At 69.2% G+C, this 23,905-nt stretch carries 24 protein-coding genes and 1 pseudogene; 6 read left to right on the plus strand and 19 right to left on the minus strand.

The features are described from left to right. Positions 1-49 precede the first annotated feature (49 nt). The gene (locus ACFYO2_RS09065; protein WP_266433739.1) at positions 50-442 is read right to left on the minus strand and encodes an SCO5389 family protein; all 393 of its coding nucleotides are present in this window, start codon (positions 440-442) and stop codon (positions 50-52) included. Positions 443-742: 300 nt separating this feature from the next. Here ACFYO2_RS09065 and nucS point away from each other — a divergent pair, with 300 nt between their 5' ends. Continuing rightward, the gene (gene nucS / locus ACFYO2_RS09070) at positions 743-1,414 is read left to right on the plus strand and encodes an endonuclease NucS (RefSeq protein ID WP_388346277.1); all 672 of its coding nucleotides are present in this window, start codon (positions 743-745) and stop codon (positions 1,412-1,414) included. A 77-nt stretch (positions 1,415-1,491) separates the two neighbouring features. Here the strand turns inward: nucS and ACFYO2_RS09075 are convergent, their stop codons facing one another. From ACFYO2_RS09075 to ACFYO2_RS09090, 4 genes are all read right to left on the minus strand, one after another. Then, positions 1,492-4,122 (minus strand): ATP-binding protein, encoded by a 2,631-nt coding sequence (locus ACFYO2_RS09075; protein ID WP_388346280.1) that lies wholly within the window; start codon positions 4,120-4,122, stop codon positions 1,492-1,494. 255 nt (positions 4,123-4,377) lie between these two features. Then, on the minus strand, positions 4,378-4,701 hold the full coding sequence (locus ACFYO2_RS09080; protein WP_053753244.1) for an STAS domain-containing protein: 324 nt from the start codon (positions 4,699-4,701) through the stop codon (positions 4,378-4,380). 151 nt (positions 4,702-4,852) lie between these two features. Further along, the gene (locus ACFYO2_RS09085; protein ID WP_388346285.1) at positions 4,853-5,701 is read right to left on the minus strand and encodes a 3-hydroxyacyl-CoA dehydrogenase family protein; all 849 of its coding nucleotides are present in this window, start codon (positions 5,699-5,701) and stop codon (positions 4,853-4,855) included. Positions 5,702-5,849: 148 nt separating this feature from the next. Beyond that, a complete protein-coding gene (locus ACFYO2_RS09090) occupies positions 5,850-6,491 on the minus strand; it encodes a TetR/AcrR family transcriptional regulator (RefSeq protein WP_388346286.1) in 642 nt (213 codons plus the stop codon). Between the two features lie 81 nt (positions 6,492-6,572). Here ACFYO2_RS09090 and ACFYO2_RS09095 point away from each other — a divergent pair, with 81 nt between their 5' ends. The 5 genes and pseudogenes from ACFYO2_RS09095 (at position 6,573) to ACFYO2_RS09115 (ending at position 10,822) form a co-directional block, all read left to right on the plus strand. After that, the gene (locus ACFYO2_RS09095; protein WP_388346289.1) at positions 6,573-7,355 is read left to right on the plus strand and encodes an ATP-binding cassette domain-containing protein; all 783 of its coding nucleotides are present in this window, start codon (positions 6,573-6,575) and stop codon (positions 7,353-7,355) included. A 13-nt stretch (positions 7,356-7,368) separates the two neighbouring features. Then, on the plus strand, positions 7,369-8,118 hold the full coding sequence (locus ACFYO2_RS09100) for an ABC transporter permease (RefSeq protein WP_388346292.1): 750 nt from the start codon (positions 7,369-7,371) through the stop codon (positions 8,116-8,118). Between the two features lie 13 nt (positions 8,119-8,131). Then, positions 8,132-8,704 carry a cob(I)yrinic acid a,c-diamide adenosyltransferase gene (locus tag ACFYO2_RS09105; RefSeq protein ID WP_388346295.1) on the plus strand — a complete coding sequence of 191 codons (573 nt, stop codon included), beginning with the start codon at positions 8,132-8,134 and terminating at the stop codon, positions 8,702-8,704. A 55-nt stretch (positions 8,705-8,759) separates the two neighbouring features. Then, positions 8,760-8,876, plus strand: a pseudogene (locus ACFYO2_RS09110) (LuxR C-terminal-related transcriptional regulator); the annotation flags it as partial. A gap of 116 nt (positions 8,877-8,992) precedes the next feature. Then, positions 8,993-10,822, plus strand: a complete 1,830-nt coding sequence (locus tag ACFYO2_RS09115; protein ID WP_388346298.1) for a glycosyl hydrolase family 18 protein — start codon at positions 8,993-8,995, stop codon at positions 10,820-10,822. A 74-nt stretch (positions 10,823-10,896) separates the two neighbouring features. Here ACFYO2_RS09115 and ACFYO2_RS09120 read toward each other — a convergent pair whose 3' ends face one another. The 14 genes from ACFYO2_RS09120 to ACFYO2_RS09185 all read right to left on the minus strand — a co-directional run bounded on the left by ACFYO2_RS09120 (position 10,897) and on the right by ACFYO2_RS09185 (position 23,879). Beyond that, positions 10,897-11,343: a DUF2550 domain-containing protein gene (locus tag ACFYO2_RS09120; RefSeq protein ID WP_388346301.1), complete on the minus strand. Its 447-nt coding sequence runs from the start codon at positions 11,341-11,343 to the stop codon at positions 10,897-10,899. A gap of 142 nt (positions 11,344-11,485) precedes the next feature. Beyond that, positions 11,486-11,860 (minus strand): F0F1 ATP synthase subunit epsilon, encoded by a 375-nt coding sequence (locus tag ACFYO2_RS09125; protein ID WP_388346303.1) that lies wholly within the window; start codon positions 11,858-11,860, stop codon positions 11,486-11,488. Positions 11,861-11,992: 132 nt separating this feature from the next. After that, positions 11,993-13,429, minus strand: a complete 1,437-nt coding sequence (gene atpD, locus ACFYO2_RS09130) for a F0F1 ATP synthase subunit beta (protein WP_388346306.1) — start codon at positions 13,427-13,429, stop codon at positions 11,993-11,995. Beyond that, complete coding sequence (locus tag ACFYO2_RS09135; protein WP_388346309.1) at positions 13,429-14,346, minus strand: F0F1 ATP synthase subunit gamma; 918 nt, start codon at positions 14,344-14,346, stop codon at positions 13,429-13,431. The genes atpD and ACFYO2_RS09135 overlap by 1 nt, the downstream gene beginning before the upstream one ends. Positions 14,347-14,366: 20 nt before the next feature. Further along, positions 14,367-15,959, minus strand: coding sequence for a F0F1 ATP synthase subunit alpha (atpA, locus tag ACFYO2_RS09140; RefSeq protein ID WP_388346311.1), 1,593 nt, complete (start codon positions 15,957-15,959; stop codon positions 14,367-14,369). Positions 15,960-16,096: 137 nt separating this feature from the next. Further along, positions 16,097-16,912 (minus strand): F0F1 ATP synthase subunit delta, encoded by an 816-nt coding sequence (locus ACFYO2_RS09145; protein WP_388346314.1) that lies wholly within the window; start codon positions 16,910-16,912, stop codon positions 16,097-16,099. Beyond that, positions 16,909-17,460 (minus strand): F0F1 ATP synthase subunit B, encoded by a 552-nt coding sequence (locus ACFYO2_RS09150; protein WP_388346317.1) that lies wholly within the window; start codon positions 17,458-17,460, stop codon positions 16,909-16,911. Before ACFYO2_RS09150 ends, ACFYO2_RS09145 begins: the two co-directional genes overlap by 4 nt. Before the next feature lie 42 nt (positions 17,461-17,502). After that, complete coding sequence (gene atpE / locus ACFYO2_RS09155; RefSeq protein WP_018521144.1) at positions 17,503-17,727, minus strand: ATP synthase F0 subunit C; 225 nt, start codon at positions 17,725-17,727, stop codon at positions 17,503-17,505. Positions 17,728-17,805: 78 nt separating this feature from the next. Beyond that, positions 17,806-18,645 (minus strand): F0F1 ATP synthase subunit A, encoded by an 840-nt coding sequence (gene atpB / locus ACFYO2_RS09160; RefSeq protein WP_388347540.1) that lies wholly within the window; start codon positions 18,643-18,645, stop codon positions 17,806-17,808. A 210-nt stretch (positions 18,646-18,855) separates the two neighbouring features. Beyond that, positions 18,856-19,290: a hypothetical protein gene (locus ACFYO2_RS09165; RefSeq protein WP_388346320.1), complete on the minus strand. Its 435-nt coding sequence runs from the start codon at positions 19,288-19,290 to the stop codon at positions 18,856-18,858. Between the two features lie 358 nt (positions 19,291-19,648). Next, entirely contained in the window at positions 19,649-20,962 is a 1,314-nt protein-coding gene (locus ACFYO2_RS09170; protein ID WP_388346322.1) for an MraY family glycosyltransferase, read from the minus strand. A gap of 129 nt (positions 20,963-21,091) precedes the next feature. Beyond that, complete coding sequence (glyA, locus tag ACFYO2_RS09175) at positions 21,092-22,336, minus strand: serine hydroxymethyltransferase (protein ID WP_388346325.1); 1,245 nt, start codon at positions 22,334-22,336, stop codon at positions 21,092-21,094. Positions 22,337-22,557: 221 nt separating this feature from the next. Next, positions 22,558-23,235, minus strand: coding sequence for a protein-tyrosine-phosphatase (locus ACFYO2_RS09180; protein ID WP_388346328.1), 678 nt, complete (start codon positions 23,233-23,235; stop codon positions 22,558-22,560). After that, positions 23,232-23,879, minus strand: a complete 648-nt coding sequence (locus ACFYO2_RS09185; protein ID WP_095748648.1) for an L-threonylcarbamoyladenylate synthase — start codon at positions 23,877-23,879, stop codon at positions 23,232-23,234. The genes ACFYO2_RS09180 and ACFYO2_RS09185 overlap by 4 nt, the downstream gene beginning before the upstream one ends. Positions 23,880-23,905: the final 26 nt, after the last annotated feature.

Below are 23,905 nucleotides of genomic sequence, written 5' to 3' on the forward strand. Positions count from 1 at the left end.
TACGAATGCACCTCCCGCGTACGGAGCGACAAGCAAGCGGCTCACCGCATCAGCAGTCCCGCAGTTCCGGGGACTGGTTCAGCAGCTGGTTGCGCGCCGAGGTGAACCGGGCCAGCGTCTCGTCGACGGAGGAGTCCAACGGGAACACCGCCACCCGGTGGCAGTTCTGGAACGCCAGTCGTACACCGAAGTGCCGTTGCAGCGCGCCGCGTATCGCGTCACTCGCAAGCGCACGCAGCAGCTGACCGCGTGCCTGCTCGTCCGGCGGGGGCGTCTGGTTGTCGGCGAACGCTCCGCCGTCGACCTTCAGCTGGGCCACCAGGGAGCTGATCATCTCCCATGCGTAGGGCAGGGAGGTCCGGACGCAGTCGACGAAGGCAGCTTCGTCGACCTCGCCTCGCTCGGCCTGTTCGAGTAGGGCCGGTGAGACGTCGAGCGACATGGGTACTCCTCTCGCACCCCCGGTCAACGGGGGTTGCCGGACAGATAAAGGGAGTTCGCGATATCGAACACGCTGCGTACACAACTCGCGACCTCCCGTTTACTACCGTAAGCAACGGACGGTGACGGCACCAGGAGAATGCGTACATAGCCAGGCCCCATTAGGCACACAATCGGCCACAACCGATCAGGGATGTTCCATAGCAAGAGGGGCGGTCCGCAGGGCATCGGTTGAGGGTGGTGGTGGGCGACGGGAGGGCGAATCGCGTGCACCTGTGCCCGTCGAGTAGCGTTGCCGACCATGCGTCTCGTCATCGCCCGGTGCTCCGTCGACTACGCCGGCCGGCTCACCGCCCACCTCCCCTCCGCCCCCCGTCTCATCCTGGTGAAGGCGGACGGCAGCGTCTCGATTCACGCGGACGACCGGGCCTACAAGCCCCTGAACTGGATGTCGCCGCCCTGCACGCTGAAGGAGGGTTCCGGCGACGAGGAAGGCGTCTGGACCGTCATCAACAAGGCGGGCGAGAAGCTCATCATCACGATGGAGGAGGTTCTCCACGACTCCTCGCACGAACTGGGTGTGGATCCCGGCCTGATCAAGGACGGCGTGGAAGCACACCTCCAGGAGCTCCTCGCCGACCGCATCGAGACCCTCGGCGAGGGCTACACGCTCATCCGCCGCGAGTACATGACGGCCATCGGCCCGGTCGACATCCTGTGCCGGGACGCGGACGGCCGGACCGTCGCGGTGGAGATCAAGCGGCGCGGCGAGATCGACGGAGTCGAGCAACTCACCCGCTATCTCGAGCTGTTGAACCGCGATCCCCATCTCGCCCCGGTCCGCGGCGTCTTCGCCGCCCAGGAGATCAAGCCGCAGGCCCGCGTCCTCGCCACGGATCGCGGCATCGGCTGCACGATCCTCGATTACAACGCCCTGCGGGGAATCGAGGACGACAAACTGCGGTTGTTCTGACGGTCATTCCGCTACGACGTGAAGGGCTCGGTCCATTTCCTCGGACCGGGCCCTTCCGCGCTGTGCCTGTACGGGCGTCAGATCACCGGTTCCGAGCTGCTCGGAGAGCCGGCCTCGCTGGACTGCGGAGCGTCGGCGGAGCTGCTGCTCTCCACCGGTGAGGAGGCCGGGCCGCTGGCCGAGTCGGAGGTCTCCGGGGTGGTCGTCGGCGATTCCGAGGTCGGCGGCGTTGACGGGGACGTCGAAGTGCTCGGCGACGTTGACGGGGACGCCGGAGTGCTCGGCGGCTTCGTCGGCGACGTAGGCGGCTTGGGCGAGGACGGCGGCTTGGTCGTCGACGGCTTGGGCGGCGTCGTCGACGGGCCACTGCTCGTCCCCCGCGTCCCGCTCGGCGAGTCGGAGGGCTCGGCGCTCTCGGTGGGCGTCGGGTCGTCGGAGGTGCCGTACGTGCCGTCGGGGCCCGGGTCCGTCGGGCGGCTGGTCGCCGCGCCGGTGTCCGGGGAGCCGTCGTCGTTCTTCGGCACGTCCGCGCCCAGGCTGCCGTCGTTCAGGCCCTGGCTGGCCGACGGGTTGACGCCGACCTGGTCGGACGGGTTGTTGGCGTCGTTCTCGGAGGTCGCGCCCAGCGTCACCACCGTGCCGAGCACCGCCACGAGCAGCGCGCCCGCGCCGGCCGCCACGAGGTTGCGCCGGGCGAGGCCCCTGAGGCCACCCAGGGCCTTGTGCGACGACGGGGACGACCCGGAGGACCCGGGCCCGAGGGACGACGGGGACGAGGCCTGGTAGGTGACCAGTGTGGAGCTGTCCGCGGGCCGCTGAAGCTGCGGGAACGCCGCCGGGACGCCGCCAGGAGGCGACTGCGACTCCTCGTACCGTGCGTCCGGCACCTCCTCCCCCGCCATCGCGGCGAGGCCGGGCACGGTGCCGGAGCGGTCGGCGACCAGGGCGAGGGCGCGGCGGCCGGCGACGGTGCCCCGCTTGTCGGCGAGCGCCCCGCGCATGCCTATGGAGGCCTCCAGCTCGGCGCGGGCCCGGTCGAGCTGCCCGGCGCAGAGCGCGAGGACGCCCAACTCGTGATGGAAATAGGCCTGTTCCGACACGTCCCCGGCGAGCCGGGCGGCCTCCGCGCCGGAACGCAGCGCCTGCTCCCAGGCCCTCCAGTGCCCGCCCGCGGCGAATGCCGGCGCCGCCGTGCGGGCCAGCTGCACGGTGGCGCTCTCCTCACCCTCGGAGGGCGGTGTCGTACCCGGCACGAGCAGTCCGAGGGCGGCGAGCACGGCGTCCGCCTCGGCGCACACCCGCTCCGGGGTGACCGAGGGGTGCCCGGCCCACCATGCGTAGTGCCGGGCGGCGGTGTGGGCCTGGGCCTCGATGTCGTCGCCGTAGCCGGCGGCCTCCAGCTGGGTCTGGACCCCGCCGGCGAGGCGGTAGCGGGAACCGACCGGGGAGACCAGGCCGCAGGAGGCCAGCTCGCCGAGGGCGGCGTCCGCGTGGGTGTCACCGACGAGGGCGGGCAGGTGCGCCTGGTGCGGCACCTCGCCGCCGAGCGCGACGGCGAACCGCAGGGTGGCGCGGGCCGAGTCGCTGAGCCGTGCGGCGAGCAGCGGGGCGGGCGCGGCGGCCTCGCCGAGCGCGGGCAACGGCGGGTTCTCACCGTCGTCCGAAGCGTCGGACCTGTCGAAGGGCGCGTCGAACGGCGCGTCGAACGGCGCGGCCACCGGCGCCGCGTCCGCGAAGACGCCGAGCTCGTCGACGGCACTGGCTCCGGCCCGCTGTCGTTCACGCTGCCGCAGCAACGCCCCGGCCTGCACGAACCGCAACGGCAGGCCCTCGGACTCGAACCAGAGGTCTCCGGCCCAGTTGGCCTCCTCCTCCGTGAGGACACGGCCGACGGCACGCTCCAGGAGTTCCACGCCGTCGGCGCGCTCCAGGCCGCCGAGGAAGACCTCCTCGAGCGCGGAGTCCGCGGACGGTGCGGGCACATCGGGCGTGGCCGCGACCAGGAAGGCGCACTCCGGGGTGGCGTCCAGCAGTTCGTCGAGGGCGGCGCCGCCGAACTCGACGTCGTCGAGGACGACGACCGCGCCGATCTCACGGACGTAGGAGAGCAGTTCGTCCCGGTCCGGGCGGTGCAGGGGCGCGTTGTGGACAGCGTAGAAGAGGTCGTGGAGCAGGTCGCTCGACGTGCGGTGGAAGCCGCTGAGGCGGACGACGCCGTCGGGGGCGAGGTCCGCGCAGTCCTCGGCGACGACGTCGAGGAGGCTGGTGCGGCCGGAGCCGGCCGGGCCGGTGAGGCGTACGGAACGGCCGCGGGCGAGCAGCCGTACCAGCCGCTCGCGCTCCTCCTGGCGGGCCAGGAGCGGCAGCTCGGGCTGTGCGGGACCAGGCGGAACCGGCGGCTTGGCCGCGCGCGCCACCTCGGCGCGTTCGGCCGCGCCGAGCTTCTCGGGACGGCCGGGGCGCTCGCCCGGCGGGCAGGCCACTATCTCGCTGCCGTCGACGGGATTGACGGTGAGCAGGTAGTCGCCCACCACGAGCTGCGCGGTGCGGGCGAGTGCGGGCGAGTGCTGCGCGAAGTCGGATGCGAGGGGATCCCTCGTCGGACGCCGGCTCGACGCCTGGGCTCCGCCGGTCTCGAATGCACTCGACCGGGAGGTGCCCCCATCGTCGTGGCCGTACTCCTCGGGCTCCCGGTTGTTCGGGTCCATAGGTTTCAAGCCCCCCAAAAGCGTCGTGTGCCAGCTCCGGCCCCTCCCGGCCTGTTGCACACCGCGCTGTCGCTTCTGGTCCGGGCCCGCTCGAGGGAAATCAGCGCGGGCGACCGAACCCTAAACCTTCGCACAGTATCTACGACAGTCCGGGGTCCCGCGCCGTCCGAGACGTCACAGTCTCATGAGGATTGCGCGCGACGTGTGCTTCGCAGCCGTAACGTCCGACCGCCCTGCCCCACTCCGTACCGGGTGTCACACCCGGGGCAGTGACTCCACGCCGATGCCGCCCTCAATCGCGAGGATCCGGTGCAGCCTGGTGGCGACCAGCAGGCGCTGCATCTGCGGCGGCACGCCGCGCAGCACGAGCCGCCGGCCGCAGCGGCCGGCGCGACGGTGTGCCCCCATGATCACCCCGAGGCCGGTGGCGTCCCAGGAGTCCAGCTCGGACAGGTCCAGCACGAGGTCGCCGACTCCGTCGTCGACGGCCGTGTGCAGGACCGTACGGGCGTCCGCCGCGCTGCGGACGTCGAGGCGGCCCCCGACGACCAGCTCGGCGTGGTCGCCCCTGATGTACATATGCGCTCCCCGTGCGTCGTCTCGTGCTCCGCGGAAGTGAAAGGCCGGTGATGCAACCTCTGACTGTGTTGGGCGGTCAGAGGTTGCCGTCCGTAAGCGAACCGATACCGAATTCACCCATGGGTGTGATGCCCCAGGGGCATGTGCGGTTTCAGTGCTTGTAGAAGCCCTGCCCGCTCTTGCGCCCGATGTCACCGGCGTCAACCATCCGGCGCATCAGTTCAGGTGGGGCGAACTTCTCGTCCTGGGATTCGGTGTAGATGTTGCTGGTGGCGTGCAGGAGGATGTCGACGCCGGTGAGGTCCGCCGTGGCGAGCGGGCCCATGGCGTGGCCGAAGCCCAGCTTGCAGGCGAGGTCGATGTCCTCGGCGGTGGCCACGCCCGACTCGTACAGCTTCGCCGCCTCGACGACGAGCGCCGAGATCAGACGGGTCGTCACGAAGCCGGCCACGTCACGGTTGACGACGATGCAGGTCTTGCCGACGGACTCGGCGAACTCCCGCGCGGTGGCGAGGGCTTCGTCGCTCGTCTTGTAGCCGCGCACCAGCTCGCACAACTGCATCATCGGCACCGGCGAGAAGAAGTGCGTGCCGACGACCCGCTCCGGGCGCTCCGTCACGGCCGCGATCTTGGTGATCGGGATGGCGGAGGTGTTGGAGGCGAGCACGGCGTCGGACTTCACGATCTTGTCGAGGGCCCGGAAGATCTCGTGCTTGACTTCCAGCTTCTCGAAAACGGCCTCGACGACGATGTCCGCGTCGGAGGCGGCGTCCAGGTCGGTGGTCGCGGTGATCCGGGCGAGGGCGGCATCGGCGTCGTGCGCCTCCAGCCTGCCCTTGCTCACGAACCTGTCGTACGAGGCCTTGATGCCGTCGGTGCCACGTTTGAGTGCCTCGTCGGTGACGTCGCGCAGGACGACGTCCCACCCCGCCTGCGCGGAGACCTGGGCGATCCCGGAACCCATCAGGCCGGCGCCGATGACGGCAAGCTTCCGTGCCACTGTGCGACTCCCCTTTGATGACTGCACACGCGCGCTCACACGCTGTTCATATCTGCCTCTCCGGCGGACCCTAGCGAAGGTGAGGGGCTGTGTGACCGGTAAGTAATGCGCGTCACGTCTCATCTGACGGACATCACACCGGCACGGCTCAGCGCTCTCCTCGTACGGCGTAGTTGAGCACCTTCTCGCTCAACAGCTCCTCCATGTGGTCGAGAAGCACGAGCACCTCTCGTGACACTTCGTCCGGATTGCGCCCGGCGACCATCTCACGGCCGATGACACCCATGACCGTCTGATGGACCCAGTTGACCTGACCGGCCATCAGGGTGGGGATCGGGTCGTCGGTTGCGGCGCCCGTCTCCTCGCGCAGGGTCGCCTCCAGGTTCTCCTGGACCTCCTGCTGGATACTCCAGAGCCGGGAGCGGAGCGGGGGCGAGTCGTGGATGACCCGCATGAACCGTTCGCAGCCCTCCATCAGGCCGACCCGGGGCGAGACCGCCTCGACCTCGTCGCGCAGCTCCCTCAGCACGGCCGCGGCCGCCGACTCACCCACGTCACGGGCGCGTACCCAGCGCGAAAGCCGGTCGATGACCCCCTTGCTGCGGTCGAGGAAGAGGTCCTCCTTGGTCGGGAAGTAGTTGTAGACGGTGTTCACGGAGACGTCGGCGGCCTCGGCCACGTCCGCGATGGTCACCGCCATGAAGCCGTGCTCCAGGAACAGCCCCGTCGCGATGTCCGAGATGCGCTGCCTGGTCTCGCGCTTCTTCCGCTCCCTGAGTCCCTCTGCCATGCCGGAGATCCTAACCGTTCTTGGTCTCCCTGAAATTTTGGGGGCGTTGCAAAATTTAAGAGACTCTGTTTTTCTGGGGTCATGGCAATCATCAGTACGGCCGGTCTGGCCCGTACCTTCCAGACGAAGTTCGGCCCCGTCGAGGCCGTGCGCGGTGTGGACCTGTCGGTCCGCGAAGGGGAGATCCTCGGCTTCCTGGGCCCGAACGGCGCCGGGAAGACCACGACCCTGCGCATGCTGACCACGTTGTTGACCCCGACCGGCGGCACCGCCACCGTCGCCGGCTGCGACCTGGCCGCCGACCCGGCCGGGGTGCGGCGGGCCTGTGGCTATGTGGCGCAGTCGGGCGGGGTCGACCCGCAGATCGGCGTGCGGGAGGAGCTGGTCACCCAGGGCCGCCTGTACCGCCTGACGAAGGCCCGGGCGACCGAGCGTGCCGAGGAGCTGGCCCGCGACCTGGACCTCACCGATCTCCTCGACCGCAAGGCGGGCGCCCTCTCCGGCGGCCAGCGGCGGCGCCTGGACATCGCGATGGCGCTCACCCACCGCCCGAAGGTCCTCTTCCTCGACGAGCCGACGACCGGCCTCGACCCCGGCAGCCGCGCCGACCTGTGGGACCTGGTCCGCCGACTGCGCGACGAGCACGGCACGACCGTCTTCCTGACCACCCACTACCTCGACGAGGCCGACGCCCTCTCCGACCGCCTGGTCGTCGTCGACCAGGGCGTGGTCGCGGCGGAAGGCACCCCGAGCGCGCTGAAGCTGAAGTACGGCGGCTCGATCGACGCGCCCCTCCAGGACACGTTCCTCGCGATCACCGGCCGCGGTCCCGCCCCGGCCGCCACCACCCCCGTAGCCGTATAGGAATCCCGAAGAGATGCTGCTCCACGACACGGCCCTCATCTACGGCCGCTACCTCCGCCAGTCCCTCCGCTCCCGCTTCGCCCTGCTCTTCGGCGTGCTGATGCCGCTGCTGTACCTGGTGTTCTTCGGCCCCCTGCTGACCGGGCTGCCGCTCGGCGGGCGGGGCAGCTCCTGGCAGATACTGGTCCCCGGGCTGCTGCTCCAACTCGGCCTGTTCGGGGCGTCGTTCGCCGGCTTCTCGGTCATCGTCGAGAACAGCCAGGGCGTGGTCGAACGCATGCGGGTCACGCCCGTCAGCCGCCTGGCACTCCTCCTCGGCCGGGTCCTGCGGGACGCCACGGTGTTCGTCTTCCAGGCGGTGCTGCTGGTGCTGGCCGCGGTGGTGATGGGCCTGCGCGCACCCCTGGCGGGCGTGCTGATCGGCTTCGCGTTCGTCGCGTTGCTGACGGTCTCCCTGGGCTCGCTGTCGTACGCGCTGGCGATGAAGGTCCGCAGCCCAGGGGAGTTCGGTCCCTTGATCAACGCCGTGAGCATGCCGTCCATGCTGCTGTCCGGCCTGATGCTGCCGATGGCGCTGGCGCCGGGCTGGCTGGACGTCCTCTCGCACCTCATGCCGTTCCGCTATCTGGTGGACGCGGTGCGGGAGGCGTACGTCGGCTCGTACACGACGGCGCCCATGCTGTACGGCGTCCTGGTGGCCGTCGGCTTCGCCACGCTGTCCGTGACAGTGGGCACACGGGTCTTCCGGACGTCCGGCGCGTAACTACTCTGACCTCATGGTCAATCTGACGCGCATCTACACCAGGACCGGCGACCAGGGCACCACCGCCCTCGGCGACATGAGCCGAGTCGCCAAGACCGACCCGCGGATCTCCGCGTACGCCGACACGAACGAGGCGAACGCGGTGATCGGCACGGCGATCGCGCTGGGCAACCTGGACGAGGAGATCGTCAAGGTCCTCACCCGGGTGCAGAACGACCTGTTCGACGTGGGCGCGGACCTGTCGACGCCGGTGGTGGAGAAGCCGGAGTTCCCGCCACTGCGGGTCGAGCAGTTCTACGTCGACAAACTGGAGGCGGACTGCGACCGCTTCAACGAGCAGCTCGAGAAGCTCCGGTCCTTCATCCTCCCCGGGGGAACCCCGGGCGCGGCCCTCCTCCACCAGGCCTGCACGGTCGTACGGCGGGCCGAGCGGTCCACCTGGGCGGCGATGGAGGTGCACGGCGAGGTGATGAACCCGCTCACCGCGACCTATCTCAACCGCCTGTCGGACCTGCTGTTCATCCTCGCCCGCACGGCGAACAAGGACGTCGGGGACGTGCTGTGGGTGCCGGGCGGGGAGCGCTGACGCGGAGAGCCACAGGCGCCGGTGGAGCGGCATGCCTGTCCAACGCCGGCATCGCGCCCGCCTCGACATGGCCGAGGCGACGGTGAAGACGCACGTCAGCCGACTGCTGGCGAAGCTGGAACTGCGCAGCCGGGTCCAAGCAGCGGTGCTGGCGCAGGAGTTGGGGATCTGACCCACCGGTAGGCCCAGTGGTCCAGACCCATTGACCGATGGTCCAGACCTTTCTATCCTCGCGGCACCGTGGGTGCGAAGGCTCAGTCGCGCCCCCAACCCCCGAGGAGGCGCAGCATGCGCTTCAGACTCAGGCACAGAGCCGCGGCAGGTTTCGCGACACTGATGCTCCCCTTCGCCGGCCTGATCGGCCTCGCCAGCCCCGCCCAGGCCGCGACGTCCGCCACCGCCAACTACACCAAGGCCTCCGACTGGGGCACCGGTTTCGAAGGCAAGTGGACGGTGAAGAACACCGGCACCACCTCCCTCAGCTCCTGGACCGTCGAGTGGGACTTCCCCTCCGGTACGTCCGTCACCTCCGCATGGGACGCCGACGTCACGTCGTCCGGCACCCACTGGACCGCCAAGAACAAGTCCTGGAACGGCACCCTCGCCCCCGGCGCCTCCGTCTCCTTCGGCTTCAACGGCACCGGCTCCGGATCCCCCGCGGGCTGCAAGCTCAACGGCGGCAGCTGTGACGGCACCACCGTCCCCGGCGACACACCGCCCTCCGCCCCCGGCACCCCCACCGCCTCCGACATCACCAACACCTCGGTGAAACTGACCTGGAGCGCGGCCACCGACGACAAGGGCGTCAAGAACTACGACGTCCTGCGCGACGGTGCGAAGATCGCCACCGTGACGACGACCTCGTACACCAACACCGGCCTCACCGCCGGCACCGACTACTCCTACTCCGTCCAGGCCCGCGACACCGCCGACCAGACCGGCCCGGCCAGTGGCGCGGTCGCCGTGCGCACCACCGGCGGCACCACCGACCCGCCGCCCACCGGCTCCAAGGTCAAGCTCGGCTACTTCACCGAGTGGGGCGTCTACGGCCGCAACTACCACGTCAAGAACCTGGTGACCTCCGGCTCGGCCGCGAAGATCACACACATCAACTACGCCTTCGGCAACGTCAAGGACGGCAAGTGCGTCGTCGACGACACCTACGCCGCCTACGACAAGGCCTACACCGCCGACCAGTCCGTCAGCGGCACCGCCGACACCTGGGACCAGCCGCTGCGCGGCAACTTCAACCAGCTCCGCCAGCTCAAGGCCAAGTACCCGCACATCAAGGTGCTGTACTCCTTCGGCGGCTGGACCTACTCCGGCGGCTTCGCGCAGGCCGCCGCCAACCCGGCCGCCTTCGCCGCCTCCTGCAAGGCCGTCGTCGAGGACCCGCGCTGGGCCGACGTCTTCGACGGCATCGACATCGACTGGGAGTACCCGAACGCCTGCGGTCTGACCTGCGACACCTCAGGACCCGCGGCCTTCAAGAACCTGATGCAGGGCCTGCGCTCGGCATTCGGCTCCAACTACCTGGTCACCGCCGCCATCACCGCCGACGGTTCCTCCGGCGGCAAGATCGACGCGGCCGACTACGGCGGCGCCTCCTCGTACCTCGACTGGTACAACGTGATGACGTACGACTACTTCGGCGCGTTCGACGCGGACGGCCCGACCGCCCCGCACTCGCCGCTCACCTCGTACTCCGGCATACCGACCGCGGGCTTCAACTCCGCCGACGCGATCGCCAAGCTGAAGTCGAAGGGCGTCCCGTCCGCCAAGCTCCTGCTCGGCATCGGCTTCTACGGCCGCGGCTGGACCGGCGTCACCCAGTCCGCCCCCGGCGGCACGGCCACCGGAGCCGCCCCCGGCACCTACGAGGCCGGCATCGAGGACTACAAGGTGCTCAAGACGTCCTGCCCGGCCACCGGCACCGTCGCGGGCACGGCGTACGCGCACTGCGGCACCAACTGGTGGTCCTACGACACTCCCGCGACGATCGCCGGGAAGATGACCTGGGCGAAGAACCAGGGCCTGGGCGGCGCGTTCTTCTGGGAGTTCAGCGGTGACACCGCGGGCGGTGAGCTGGTGAGCGCCATCAACAACGGGCTGTCGTAAAGAGCCACCGGGCGACGTTGACGCTCCCCCGGACTTCGTCCGGGGGGGGACCCCCACCCAGCGAGTGAATGTGGCTACGCCACATTCACTCGCTGTCCGGGCGGGGCTGCCTCCAGCCACGCGAGGAAACCGGTCAGCGCGTCTTCGCTCATGGCGAGCTCGAGACGCGTGCCCCGGTGCAGACAGGTCAGGATGATCGCGTCGGAGAGCAGCGCCAGCTCCTCCTCGCCCTCGGGCAGGCGGCGGCCGGCCACCTCGATCGAGGAGCGTTCCAGGACGCGGCGCGGGCGGTAGGCGTAGGAGAAGACGCGGTACCACTCGACACGGTCGCCGTTGTAGCGGGCGACCCCGTAGCTCCAGCCCTTGCCGCTGGTGTCCGGTTTCTCGGAGACGTCCCAGCGCAGGGAACAGTCGAAGGTGCCGCCGGAGCGCTGGATGAGTCTGCGGCGCAGGCCGAAGACGAACAGCCCCAGTGCCACCAGGGCCACGACGATTCCGCACACAGTCAGAGCGAGGACCATCGACACCGACCTCCTCGTCTCCTAGGTACCCGAAACAGGTAACGGAACGGAAAAAACATCCATATCTGCCTCAGCCGCGGTCGGCTCCGGATTGCTCCGGTGCCGGCCGCGGCTGAGTGACGTCATCGCATCCGCGCTGGGGTCAGCGCGCCGCCGCCGCACGCAGTCGAACGTCCGCGCGACGCAAGGCGTGGGCGTCACCCTCCGCCTTCGCGCGCTCGAGTTCGCGCTCCGCGCTCTGGACGTCGATCTCGTCCGAAAGCTCGGCGATCTCGGCCAGCAGCGACAGCTTGTTGTCGGCGAACGAGATGAAACCGCCGTGCACCGCGGCGACGACCGTTCCACCGTCACTCGTACGGATGGTCACGGGGCCCGACTCCAGCACACCGAGCAGCGGCTGGTGACCGGGCATGACGCCGATGTCGCCGGACGTGGTGCGCGCGACGACCAGGGTGGCCTCGCCGGACCAGACCTCTCGGTCGGCCGCGACCAGCGCGACGTGCAGCTCAGCAGCCAAGGTGGCTCCTCGGGTCACCACCCGGCGGGTCTGCCGGGTGTTGGTTACAAGTCTAGTAGGCGTGGATGAGGGGGCGGGACGCTCCCGCCCCCTCACACGTAACTCAGAGCTCAGAACTCTTCAGGTCCGAGTTCAGGAGACGCCAAGCTCCTTGGCGTTGGCCTTGAGGTCCTCGAGGCCACCGCACATGAAGAACGCCTGCTCGGGGAAGTGGTCGTACTCGCCGTCGCAGATCGCGTTGAAGGCCCTGATCGACTCTTCCAGCGGCACGTCCGACCCGTCGACGCCGGTGAACTGCTTGGCGGCGTGGGTGTTCTGGGACAGGAAGCGCTCCACACGACGGGCACGGTGGACGACGAGCTTGTCCTCCTCGCCGAGCTCGTCGATACCGAGGATCGCGATGATGTCCTGGAGGTCCTTGTACTTCTGCAGGATAGTCTTGACGCGCATGGCGGCGTCGTAGTGGTCCTGCGCGATGTACCGCGGGTCCAGGATGCGGGACGTGGAGTCCAGCGGGTCCACGGCCGGGTAGATGCCCTTCTCGGAGATCGGACGGGAGAGCACCGTCGTCGCGTCGAGGTGGGCGAAGGTGGTGGCCGGGGCCGGGTCGGTCAGGTCGTCCGCGGGGACGTAGATCGCCTGCATCGAGGTGATCGAGTGACCACGCGTCGAGGTGATCCGCTCCTGGAGCTGGCCCATCTCGTCGGCCAGGTTCGGCTGGTAACCCACCGCGGACGGCATACGGCCGAGCAGCGTGGACACCTCGGAACCGGCCTGGGTGAAGCGGAAGATGTTGTCGATGAAGAACAGCACGTCCTGCTTCTGCACATCGCGGAAGTACTCCGCCATGGTCAGACCGGCCAGGGCGACGCGCAGACGGGTGCCCGGGGGCTCGTCCATCTGACCGAAGACCAGCGCGGTCTTCTCCAGAACGCCGGACTCTTCCATCTCCCCGATGAGGTCGTTGCCCTCACGGGTGCGCTCACCGACGCCCGCGAAGACGGAGACGCCCTCGTGGAGGTTGGCGACACGCATGATCATTTCCTGGATCAGCACGGTCTTGCCGACACCGGCACCACCGAACAGACCGATCTTTCCACCCTTGACGTACGGGGTGAGCAGGTCGACGACCTTCAGGCCGGTCTCGAACATCTCGGTCTTGGACTCGAGCTGGTCGAACGCCGGGGCCTTGCGGTGGATGGACCAGCGCTCGCCCTCGTACTGCTCGTCGACGTTCAGCACCTCACCGAGGGTGTTGAACACCTTGCCCTTGGTGAAGTCGCCGACCGGGACGCTGATGCCCGAACCCGTGTCGGTCACCGTGGCCTGGCGGACCAGACCGTCGGTGGGCTGCATCGAGATGGTGCGGACCAGACCGTCACCCAGGTGCTGGGCGACCTCGAGGGTCAGCGTCTTCTTCTCGCCGGCGTTGGCCGGGTCGGCCACCTCGACGTGAAGGGCGTTGTAGATCTCCGGCATGGCGTCGACGGGGAATTCCACGTCGACGACCGGGCCGATGACCCGGGCGACGCGGCCCGTGGCAACGGCCGTCTCAACTGTCGTCGTCATTACCTGTCACTCCCCGCGGTCGCGTCGGCCAGGGCTGCGGAGCCACCGACGATCTCGCTGATTTCCTGGGTGATTTCGGCCTGGCGGGCCGCGTTGGCAAGTCGGGAGAGGCTGGTGATCAGGTCTCCCGCGTTGTCGGTGGCCGACTTCATCGCACGGCGCGTGGCGGCGTGCTTGGAGGCGGCCGACTGGAGCAGCGCGTTGTAGATACGGCTCTCGACGTACCGCGGCAGGAGGGCGTCGAGGACGTCCTCCGCCGACGGCTCGAAGTCGTACAGCGGAAGGATCTCACCCTTGGCGTGCGACTCCTCCGCGACCTCTTCGAGGCGAAGCGGCAGCAGACGGCTGTCGACCGCCGTCTGCGTCATCATCGAGACGAACTCGGTGTAGACGAGGTGGAGTTCGTCCACACCGCCGTCCGCCGTCGCCTTCTCGATGGCCTCGATCAGCGGAACGGCGACCTTCTTCGCGTCCGCGTACGAGGGCTGATCGGTGAAGCCCGACCACGACTCCGCGACCTTGCGCTCACGGAAGTTGTAGTGGGCGAGGCCGCGGCGGCCGACGATGTACGTGTCGACCTCCTTGCCCTCCGCCTCGAGACGCGCGGTCAGCTGCTCCGCGGCCTTGATGGCGTTGGAGTTGAAGGCGCCGGCCAGTCCGCGGTCGCTCGTGAGGAGCAGCACCGCGGAACGGGTCGCCGACTCCGCCTCGGTGGTCAGCGGGTGCTTGGTGTTCGAACCCGTTCCGACCGCCGTGACCGCGCGGGTGAGCTCGGTCGCGTACGGGGTGGAGGCCGCCACCTTGCGCTGCGCCTTGACGACGCGCGAGGCGGCGATCATCTCCATCGCCTTGGTGATCTTCTTGGTCGCGGTGACGGATTTGATGCGACGCTTGTAGACCCGGAGCTGGGCTCCCATGAGTCAGGTCCCTTCCGTCGTCACTTGCCCGCAGCGGCAGGGGTGTCCTCGCCGAGCAGCTTGCCGTCCGACGTCTCGAACTGCTTCTTGAAGTCCGTGATCGCGTCGGCGATGGCCTGCAGCGTGTCGTCCGACAGCTTGCCGCCCTCCTTGATGGAGGTCATGAGGCCCTGCTCCTTGCGGTGCAGGTACTCGAGGAGCTCCTTCTCGAAGCGGCGGATGTCGGCGACCGGGACGTCGTCCATCTTGCCGGTGGTACCGGCCCACACGGAGACGACCTGGTCCTCGGTCGACATCGGCTGGTACTGAGGCTGCTTCAGCAGCTCGACCATGCGCTGACCGCGCTCCAGCTGCGCCTTCGACGCGGCGTCCAGGTCGGAACCGAAGGCGGCGAACGCCTCCAGCTCGCGGAACTGGGCGAGGTCGACGCGCAGACGACCGGAAACCTGCTTCATCGCCTTGTGCTGCGCGGAACCGCCGACTCGGGAGACGGAGATACCGACGTTCAGCGCGGGGCGCTGACCGGCGTTGAAGAGGTCCGACTCCAGGAAGCACTGGCCGTCGGTGATCGAGATGACGTTGGTCGGGATGAACGCCGAGACGTCGTTGGCCTTCGTCTCGACGATCGGCAGACCGGTCATCGAGCCGGCGCCCATCTCGTCGGAGAGCTTCGCGCAGCGCTCCAGCAGACGGGAGTGCAGGTAGAAGACGTCACCCGGGTAGGCCTCACGGCCCGGCGGGCGGCGCAGCAGCAGGGACACAGCGCGGTAGGCGTCGGCCTGCTTCGAGAGGTCGTCGAAGATGATGAGGACGTGCTTGCCGTCGTACATCCACTGCTGGCCGATGGCCGAGCCGGTGTACGGCGCCAGGTACTTGAAGCCGGCCGGGTCGGACGCCGGGGCGGCGACGATGGTCGTGTATTCCAGGGCGCCGGCCTCTTCGAGGGCACCACGCACGGAGGCGATGGTCGAACCCTTCTGACCGATGGCGACGTAGACGCAGCGGACCTGCTTCTTCGGGTCGCCGGAGCGCCAGTTGTCGCGCTGGTTGATGATCGTGTCGACGGCCAGGGCGGTCTTGCCGGTCTGGCGGTCACCGATGATCAGCTGACGCTGACCGCGGCCGATCGGGGTCATCGCGTCGACGGCCTTGTAGCCGGTCTCCATCGGCTCGTGGACCGACTTACGGGCCATGACGCCCGGGGCCTGCAGCTCCAGAGCGCGCCGGCCGCTGGTCTCGATCTCGCCGAGGCCGTCGATCGGGTTGCCGAGCGGGTCGACAACGCGGCCGAGGTAGCCCTCGCCGACGGCCACGGACAGGACCTCGCCGGTACGGGTGACCGGCTGGCCCTCCTCGATGCCGCTGAACTCACCGAGGACGATGGCGCCGATCTCGCGCTCTTCCAGGTTGAGCGCGAGGCCGAGGGTGCCGTCCTCGAACTTCAGCAGTTCGTTGGCCATGGCCGAGGGCAGGCCCTCGACCTTCGCGATGCCGTCGCCGGCCAGGGTGACCGTACCGACCTCCTCGCGCGAGGCCGCGTCCGGCTTGTACGACTGGACGAAGTTCTCCAGCGCGTCCCGGATCTCCTCCGGCCGGATCGTGAGCTCCGCCATCTGGGTTCCCTGCTCTCCTTGTTGGGCCCGAAGTTTCACTTTGGGGTCTGGGGGCGACCCCCAGGATTCTTCTGCACGGCCCAACACGGGCCGTAATAAGTTCGTACTGCTCTTGAGTTGCTGCTAGCCAGTTGCTGCTAGCTCGCCATGCGGCGGCCGACGTCCTCGATACGGTCCGCGATCGAGCCGTTGATGACCTCGTCGCCGACCTGCACCCGGATCCCTCCGAGGACCCCGGGGTCCACGTCGAGGTTGAGGTGCATCCTGCGGCCGTAGAGCTTCGCGAGGGCGGCACCCAGGCGCTGCTTCTGCGGGTCGCTCAGCGGTACCGCCGAGGTGACGACGGCCACCATGCGGTCCCGGCGCTCGGCGGCGAGCTTGGACAGGGACTCCAGTCCCGCTTCCAGGCTACGTCCCCGCGGCGCGGTCACAAGGCGCGTCACCAGACGCTCGGTGGTCGCGGCGGTCCGGCTGCCGAGCAGGCTGCGCAGCAGCTCGCCCTTGGCCGAGGCCGGGGCCTTGCGGTCGGTCAGCGCGGCGCGCAGCTCGGTGCTCGAGGAGACGATCCGGCCGAACCGGAACAACTCGTCCTCGACGTTGTCGAGCGTGCCCGCCCGCTGCGCGGCCGTGAGGTCGGCGAGGGCGGCCAGCTGCTCCAGCGCGTCCACCAGGTCGCGCGACTGTGACCAGCGAGAACGCACCAGGCCGGACATCAGGTCGACGGTCTGGCCGCCGACCTGGGTGCCGAGCAGGCGCTGGGCCAGTTCGGCCTTGGCCTCGCCGGGCTGCGCCGGGTCGGTCAGGACCCGACGCAGTGACACCTCGCGGTGGAGCAGCGCGGTGACGGCGGCCAGCTCGTCGGCGAGCGAGCCGGCGTCCACGGAAGTGGAGTCCGTCAGCGCGTCGAGACGCTCGCGGGCGGCTGCCAGGGCCCCGCGGCTCGCTCCGTTCATCGGGTGGCCTCGGCCTTCTCCTCGAGCTCGTCGAGGAAGCGGTCGATGACACGGCTCTGCCGGGCGTGGTCCTCGAGGGACTCACCGACGAGCTTGCCGGCCAGTTCGGTGGCGAGCGTACCGACGTCCTGGCGCAGCGCGGACGCGGCGGCCTTGCGGTCGGCCGCCAGCTGGGCGTGACCGGCGGCCACGATCTCCTCGCGCTGCCGCTGGCCTTCCGCGCGCATCTCGGCGATGAGCGTGGCGCCCTGCTCCTGCGCCTCCTGGCGCAGCCGCGCGGCCTCGTGGCGTGCCTCGGCGAGCTGTGCCTTGTACTGCTCAAGGACGCTCTGGGCCTCGGTCTGTGCGGCCTCGGCCTTCTCGATACCGCCCTCGATGGCCTCGCGGCGCTCTTCCAGAACCTTGTTGATGGTCGGGAGGAGCTTCTTGGCGAGGAAGCCGAAGACGATGACGAAGGCGATCAGGCCGATGACGAGCTCCGGCCACGGCGGAATGAGGGGATTCTCCTTCTCCGCCTCGGCCGCCAGCTGAACCAGTGCGTGGTTCACATCAGTGCCTTTCGTCGAATGGGGCTGTCGTCGTCGTTCGTCTTAGTAGACGAACGGCATGACGAGGCCGATGAGGGCCAGCGCCTCACAGAACGCGAAGCCCAGGATCTGGTTGGCGCGGATCAGGCCGGCCGCCTCGGGCTGGCGGGCGAGTGCCTGCGTGCCGTTACCGAAGATGATGCCGACGCCGACGCCGGGGCCGATGGCCGCAAGACCGTAACCGACGGAGCCAAGGTCACCGGTGACAGCAGCGAGGGTCTGGGACATGCCAGTTCTTCCTTCTCTTTACGGACCGGTGGGGGTTGGCCACCGGACGACTCTGGGGTGTTCGAAAAGCGGCGGTGCTCAGTGGTGCTCGGCGAGCGCGCCCTGGATGAAGGTGCAGGTCAGGAGGACGAAGACATACGCCTGAACAGCCTGGATGAAGAGCTCGAAGGCCGTCATCACGAGGACCATCACGAACGAGACGGCGGAGTAGGCGATGCCGATGCCGTTCAGCATGTACCAGCTGGCAATGGTGAACAGCAGCAGCAGCGTGTGCCCGGCGAACATGTTCGCAAACAGTCGCACCGCGTGCGTGAACGGACGGACCAGCAGGTTCGAGAAGAACTCGATGGTCATGGCCAGCGGGAGCACCGGGCCCAGCGACTTGTCGTAGCCCGTGAAGTTCTTGAAGGCGCCCACGAAGCCGTGCCGCTTGAAGGTCAGCGAGACCCAGGTGATGTAGACGATGGCCGCGAGCACCGCCGGGTAGGCGATGATCGAGGTCACCGGGAAGGCGGCGACCGGGACGATCGACCAGAGGTTCATCATCCAGATGAAGAAGAACAGCGAGACGGCGAGCGGGACGTACTTCTCGCCCTCCTTCTTGCCGATCGTCTCGTAGACGATGCCGCGGCGTACGAAGTCGTAGCCGGCCTCGGCGACCATCTGCAGTTTGCCGGGGACCAACTTGGGCCTGGCGAACGCGGCCCAGAAGAAGCCCACGACGATGATGGAGCCCAGAAGCGCCAGCAGCATCGGCTTGTTGAAGTAGAGGCCGTTGCCGTCGGCGTCGCCCAAGAGCGGCTCGAACAGGAACGAGTGCAGGCCCGGAGCCGGGAAGCCACAACCGTCGAACAGGTGGCAGTCGGTCTCGAAGGCGAGCGTCTGCGTCGGGTCAGCACTCACCGCGGGCTCCTTCAGCGTGGCGCATAGGTACGGCAACCTCGTTGTGTCGGCGCGGCGCGCAGCCGCGGTTCGGCACGGGACTGGTGTTTCGGATGTGGGGGCGGCTGGGGGGCATCTCGCCTCGCGATTGAGCAGGCGTCAGCTCAGATGCCCGCGCCCGCGATGCCGCAGTTGGCATCGGACGATAGCAGCATCTCTGTAGCGCCCTTATCCCGGCCCTACCCCTCACGACGAGTGCCCCGTCTTTTCGGGCTTGTCGCCCGACGACTCGGGTTCGACGTAGAGGATCTTGGCCTTCATGTGGGCGCGCGTCTGTGCGGCGGTCCACACGAGGGTGCCGACGACGAGCGTGATCGCGAAGGCCCGGGCGTTGAACAACGTCGTGTTCTTGAAGGCCGCGAGGAAGATGAACAGCAGCAGGATCTGTGCCGCGTAGAGCATCAGACCCATCGCCTGGAAGAGGTGCGGAAGCGATTTGGCAGTGCGCTGCAGAACGTAGAGACCGATCCCCATGAAGAGGATCACGATCAGCGTCGCGACGCCCGCCCCGACCGCTCCCTTGCCACCGGCGACCACGCCACTGACGACGGCGGCTACAGCGCCGGCGGCAGCTGTGGGCACAGCGGCCTGGAGCAGGATCCGGACGTCGTTGGACGGCATGGCGGCAACTCCGCTTTCACAGGGGGCAGGGTGTCGTCATGGACGAGCGTAGTCCCGGGCTGAGGGCGGACCTCACACCAAGGGGCCGTCGCACTGCGGCCCTTCAGCTCTATCCGGGGTTCTCGTGAACCGTATCACAAACTATTTGATGCGGTCTTTACCAAGTGCCGTGCTCGCCGTCACACATGAGAGTGACAGTGCGCGCCTGTGCAGGCTCAAGGGTGACTTGTCTGATATTGGGGAGCTTTGCTTCCCCACGAGTTGGCAATGCTCTAGTCAGATTCTTACCTTGTCCCGTCAGCGCGAGGTCCGTCAGCGCGAGGTCCGTCAGCGCGAGGTCCGTCAGCGCAAGGCCCCGTCAGCGCGACGTCCCGGCTTTCCGCCTCTCCGGGAGACGCGAACGGGCGCCGAGGGCGGTGGCCCCATTGACGCCGGCCACCCCCGCGGCCACGGGAGCGCGGCTCTCCTCCACCGCGGCCGCCGGCGCGGGCTCCTCGACGGCCGCCCGGCGCCGGTAGCGCGGCGGCACGAAGTGCTGGGCCCAGCGCGGGGTGCGCGGGGTGAAGCGGGGCAGCAGGAGCAGCAGGAGGCCGATCGCGCTCAGGAAGACGACACCGAGCACGATCCACATGGACGCCGAGTTCACCGAGTAGGCGAGCGCGCCGAAGGCGATCAGCGCCGACCAGAAGTACATGATCAACACGGCCCGGCTGTGCGAGTGGCCGACCTCCAGCAGGCGGTGGTGCAGGTGACCCCGGTCCGCGGCGAACGGCGACTGGCCGCGCCAGGTGCGGCGCACGATGGCGAGGATCAGGTCGGCGGCCGGGATCGCGATGATGGTCAGCGGCAGCAGCAGCGGGATGTAGACGGGCACCGTCTGGTGCACGGCCGCCTTCTCGGACCCGGCGAACAGCTTCAGCGCGTCCGGGTCGACCTGCCCGGTGATGGAGATGGCGCCGGCCGCCAGCACCAGGCCGATGAGCATCGAGCCGGAGTCGCCCATGAAGATCCGCGCGGGGTGCATGTTGTGCGGCAGGAAGCCCAGGCACATGCCCATCAGGATCGCCGCGAACAGCGTGGCGGGGGCGGCGGCCTCGATGCCGTACGAGACCCAGACGCGGTAGGCGTAGAGGAAGAACGCGGCCGCGGCGATGCACACCATGCCGGCGGCGAGGCCGTCGAGGCCGTCGACGAAGTTGACCGCGTTGATGGTGATGACGACGAGCGCGACCGTCAGCAGGGTGCCCTGCCACTGGGTCAGCGCGACCGAGCCGACGCTGGGGATGGGCAGCCACAGGATCGTCAGACCCTGCATGACCATCACACCCGCAGCGATCATCTGGCCGCCCAGCTTGATCAGGGCGTCGATCTCGAACTTGTCGTCCAGGACGCCGATCAGCCAGATCAGGGCGGCTCCGGAGAGCAGCGCCCGGGGCTCGTTGGACTTGGAGAAGACCTCGTTGAGGTTGGCGAGGTGGTCGGCGACCAGCAGCCCCGCGCACAGGCCGAAGAACATCGCGATCCCGCCGAGCCGCGGAGTCGGTTCCCGGTGCACGTCACGGGCCCGGATCTCCGGCATCGCTCCGGCCACGATCGCGAACTTCCGTACCGGCCCTGTCAGCAGATACGTCACGGCGGCCGTGACGCAGAGCGTCAGCAGGTATTCACGCACGGGCTTCCCCACAGGTCTCGCTGGCCATCACAGCCCCACACACTAGCGACGCACGCATACGGTTGGGGACTTCCGGGTAGCGACGATGGTTGCACGTGTGGCTGTGTACGGATCAGCGTCTACCCAGGTTCAGGCGGGATACGGCGGAAATCCCCCGGCCAGCTCCCGCACTTCTTCACGGGCCTTCTGGCTCTCCACCTCACCCCTGAGGACCTGCGCGAACAGTACGGCGATCCGTGCCATCTCCACCTCCCCCATGCCCTGCGTGGTCACGGCCGCGGTACCGAAGCGCAGGCCACGGACGTCGGCGTGCGGCAGCGCACAGCAGTCGAGCACCATCCCGGCCGCCGCGAGCCGGCCGCGAGCGGTGCGTCCGTCGACGCCGAGCGGCGCCGGATCGGCGGTCACGAGGTGGGTGTCGGTCCCGCCGGTGGTGACGACGAGCCCCTCGACGGCGAGCCCGTCCGCCAGCACGCGTGCGTTGGCGACCACCTGATGGGCGTACGCCGTGAACGCCGGTGTTGCCGCCTCGCCGAACGCGACGGCCTTGGCGGCGATGGTGTGCATCTGGGCGCCGCCCTGGGTGAAGGGGAACACCGCCCGGTCGACCCGCTCGGCGAGGTCGGCGCCGCACAGGATCATGCCGCCGCGCGGACCGCGCAGCACCTTGTGGGTGGTGGCGCACACCACATCGGCGTACGGCACCGGATTCGGCGCCGCTCCCCCGGCGACGAGCCCGATGGGGTGCGCGGCGTCCGCGATCAGGTACGCGCCCACCTCGTCGGCGACCTCCCGGAAGTAGGCGTAGTCGATGTGCCGGGGGTAGGCGATGGAGCCGCACACGATGGCCTTGGGCCGGTGCGTGCGGGCGAGCGTGCGCACCTGGTCGTAGTCGATGAGGCCGGTCTCCGCGTCCACGCCGTAGCCCACGAAGTCGAACCAGCGGCCGGAGAAGTTCGCGGGCGAGCCGTGCGTGAGGTGACCGCCGTAGGGCAGCCCGAGGGCGAGCACGGTGTCGCCGGGGCGCAGCAGGGCGGCATACGCGGCCAGCACGGCCGAGGACCCCGAATGGGCCTGCACGTTGGCGTGTTCGGCGCCGAACAGCGCCTTCGCCCGCTCCACGGCGATCCGCTCGGCGACGTCGACGATCTCGCAGCCTCCGTGGTGCCGGGCCCCCGGGTACCCCTCCGCGTACTTGTTGGCGAGGGGCGAGCCGAGGGCGGCCAGCACGGCCGGTGAGGAGAAGTTCTCGGCGGCGATCAACTGCAGCGTCGTCGACTGCCGGTCGGACTCCCCTAGCAGGATCTCGGCCAACTCGGGGTCCTGCCGCCGCAGGACGTCGGCGGCGGACTCGGGGGCATGGGTGACCGACATGGTGGGCTCCGGGCGTCGACGGTGACGTACGTCCAATGTAGGCCCGGGAGACATGGGGCGCGCGGTCGTTGCGTCCGTACAGGTGCATGCCCTTTCAGCCCGTCTGGGGGTCCCCCCTCTGGGGGAGTTTGAGGACGAGGCCCGTCGGGCCGAATGCGAGGTCTGGGGGCGGCAGCCCCCAGGGACGGGACGGGAAGGGGCGGCGGGGGCGAAACCCGACGTCACGTACGCGCAGGCACCCCGGTCAACGCCGTCACCACCGGATCCAGCGCCTCGTTTATCTCGTCCCCGATCGAGCGGAAGAAGGTCAGCGGGGCGCCGTACGGGTCGTACACCTCGTCCGCCTCGGCCGTCGGGGCCAGGAGCCACCCGCGTAGAGCCGCTGCAGCGCGGACCAGGGCGCGGGCGCGCGCGACCATTCCGTCCTCCAGGGGAGGCAGGGTCGCCGGGTCGATCGCCTTCACCAGGCGGGTGAACTCCTTCAGGGTGAAGGTGCGCAGGCCCGCGGAGTGCCCCATGGAGATGACCTGGGCGCGGTGGTCGCGGGTCGCCGTCAGGACCAGGTCGGCCCTGATGACGTGTTCGTCGAGCAGTTCGCGGCCGGTGAAGCCGGAGGCGTCCGCACCGAAGTCGGCCAGCACGGTCTCCGCGTTGGCCTCCATGGGCGCGCCCTCGTGGCCCCAGGTGCCGGCGCTCTCCACGATCAGCCCGCCCCACAGGGGGTCGCCGAGCCGGTCCGCCAGGGCATGACGGGTCAGCCGCTCGGTGATCGGCGAGCGGCACACGTTGCCGGTGCTGACGTGGAGGATGCGGAAGCTGTCGAGCGGGAGGCCCTGTTCGAACAGGCTCCCCGCCCCTTCCCCGTTGCCTATGCCACGCCCCGCGTCAGGGGCCGTCAATTCGCCACCTCGAGGTCGGGTACGACCTTGCGGAGCTCGTCCGCGGAGATGGCACCCTCACGCAGCAGCAGCGGCACCTCACGCGTGACGTCGACGATCGAGGACGGGACGTTGCCGGGGGTCGGGCCGCCGTCCAGGTACACGGAGACCGAGTCGCCGAGCATCTCCTGCGCCGCGTCACAGTCCTCCGGCGCCGGGTGGCCCGTCAGGTTCGCGGAGGAGACGGCCATCGGGCCGACCTCGGTCAGCAGCTCGATGGCGACCGGGTGCAGCGGCATGCGGACGGCGACCGTGCCACGGGTGTCCCCCAGGTCCCACTGGAGGGACGGCTGGTGCTTGGCGACGAGCGTGAGCGCGCCCGGCCAGAACGCGTCGACGAGCTCCCAGGCCAGCTCGGAGAAGTCCGTGACCAGGCCGTGCAGGGTGTTCGGGGAGCCGATGAGGACGGGGGTGGGCATGTTGCGGCCCCGGCCCTTGGCCTCGAGGAGGTCGGACACCGCTTCCGAGGAGAACGCGTCGGCGCCGATGCCGTACACCGTGTCGGTCGGCAGCACCACGAGCTCGCCACGGCGGACGGCGGACGCGGCTTCGCGCAGACCGGTCGTGCGGTCGGTCGCGTCGTTGGTGTCGTATCGCCGTGCCATATCTAGCGGGCCTCCTCGTACACGTA

The organism is Streptomyces sp. NPDC006602 (assembly GCF_042870385.1).
In the GTDB taxonomy this organism is placed as follows: domain Bacteria; phylum Actinomycetota; class Actinomycetes; order Streptomycetales; family Streptomycetaceae; genus Streptomyces.

What these genes read in the sequence shown, in the direction of transcription:
- atpE (WP_018521144.1), bottom strand. Translation starts at nt 17,727, where the DNA reads ATGTCCCAGACCCTCGCTGCTGTCACCGGTGACCTTGGCTCCGTCGGT.
- glyA (WP_388346325.1), bottom strand. Translation starts at nt 22,336, where the DNA reads ATGTCGGTCACCCATGCCCCCGAGTCCGCCGCCGACGTCCTGCGGCGG.
- ACFYO2_RS09080 (WP_053753244.1), bottom strand. Translation starts at nt 4,701, where the DNA reads ATGTACATCAGGGGCGACCACGCCGAGCTGGTCGTCGGGGGCCGCCTC.
- ACFYO2_RS09120 (WP_388346301.1), bottom strand. Translation starts at nt 11,343, where the DNA reads ATGGTCCTCGCTCTGACTGTGTGCGGAATCGTCGTGGCCCTGGTGGCA.
- ACFYO2_RS09105 (WP_388346295.1), top strand. Translation starts at nt 8,132, where the DNA reads ATGGTCAATCTGACGCGCATCTACACCAGGACCGGCGACCAGGGCACC.
- ACFYO2_RS09135 (WP_388346309.1), bottom strand. Translation starts at nt 14,346, where the DNA reads ATGGGAGCCCAGCTCCGGGTCTACAAGCGTCGCATCAAATCCGTCACC.
- ACFYO2_RS09065 (WP_266433739.1), bottom strand. Translation starts at nt 442, where the DNA reads ATGTCGCTCGACGTCTCACCGGCCCTACTCGAACAGGCCGAGCGAGGC.
- nucS (WP_388346277.1), top strand. Translation starts at nt 743, where the DNA reads ATGCGTCTCGTCATCGCCCGGTGCTCCGTCGACTACGCCGGCCGGCTC.
- ACFYO2_RS09090 (WP_388346286.1), bottom strand. Translation starts at nt 6,491, where the DNA reads ATGGCAGAGGGACTCAGGGAGCGGAAGAAGCGCGAGACCAGGCAGCGC.
- ACFYO2_RS09095 (WP_388346289.1), top strand. Translation starts at nt 6,573, where the DNA reads ATGGCAATCATCAGTACGGCCGGTCTGGCCCGTACCTTCCAGACGAAG.
- atpD (WP_388346306.1), bottom strand. Translation starts at nt 13,429, where the DNA reads ATGACGACGACAGTTGAGACGGCCGTTGCCACGGGCCGCGTCGCCCGG.
- ACFYO2_RS09145 (WP_388346314.1), bottom strand. Translation starts at nt 16,912, where the DNA reads ATGAACGGAGCGAGCCGCGGGGCCCTGGCAGCCGCCCGCGAGCGTCTC.
- ACFYO2_RS09075 (WP_388346280.1), bottom strand. Translation starts at nt 4,122, where the DNA reads ATGGACCCGAACAACCGGGAGCCCGAGGAGTACGGCCACGACGATGGG.
- atpA (WP_388346311.1), bottom strand. Translation starts at nt 15,959, where the DNA reads ATGGCGGAGCTCACGATCCGGCCGGAGGAGATCCGGGACGCGCTGGAG.
- ACFYO2_RS09115 (WP_388346298.1), top strand. Translation starts at nt 8,993, where the DNA reads ATGCGCTTCAGACTCAGGCACAGAGCCGCGGCAGGTTTCGCGACACTG.
- ACFYO2_RS09165 (WP_388346320.1), bottom strand. Translation starts at nt 19,290, where the DNA reads ATGCCGTCCAACGACGTCCGGATCCTGCTCCAGGCCGCTGTGCCCACA.
- ACFYO2_RS09185 (WP_095748648.1), bottom strand. Translation starts at nt 23,879, where the DNA reads ATGGCACGGCGATACGACACCAACGACGCGACCGACCGCACGACCGGT.
- ACFYO2_RS09100 (WP_388346292.1), top strand. Translation starts at nt 7,369, where the DNA reads ATGCTGCTCCACGACACGGCCCTCATCTACGGCCGCTACCTCCGCCAG.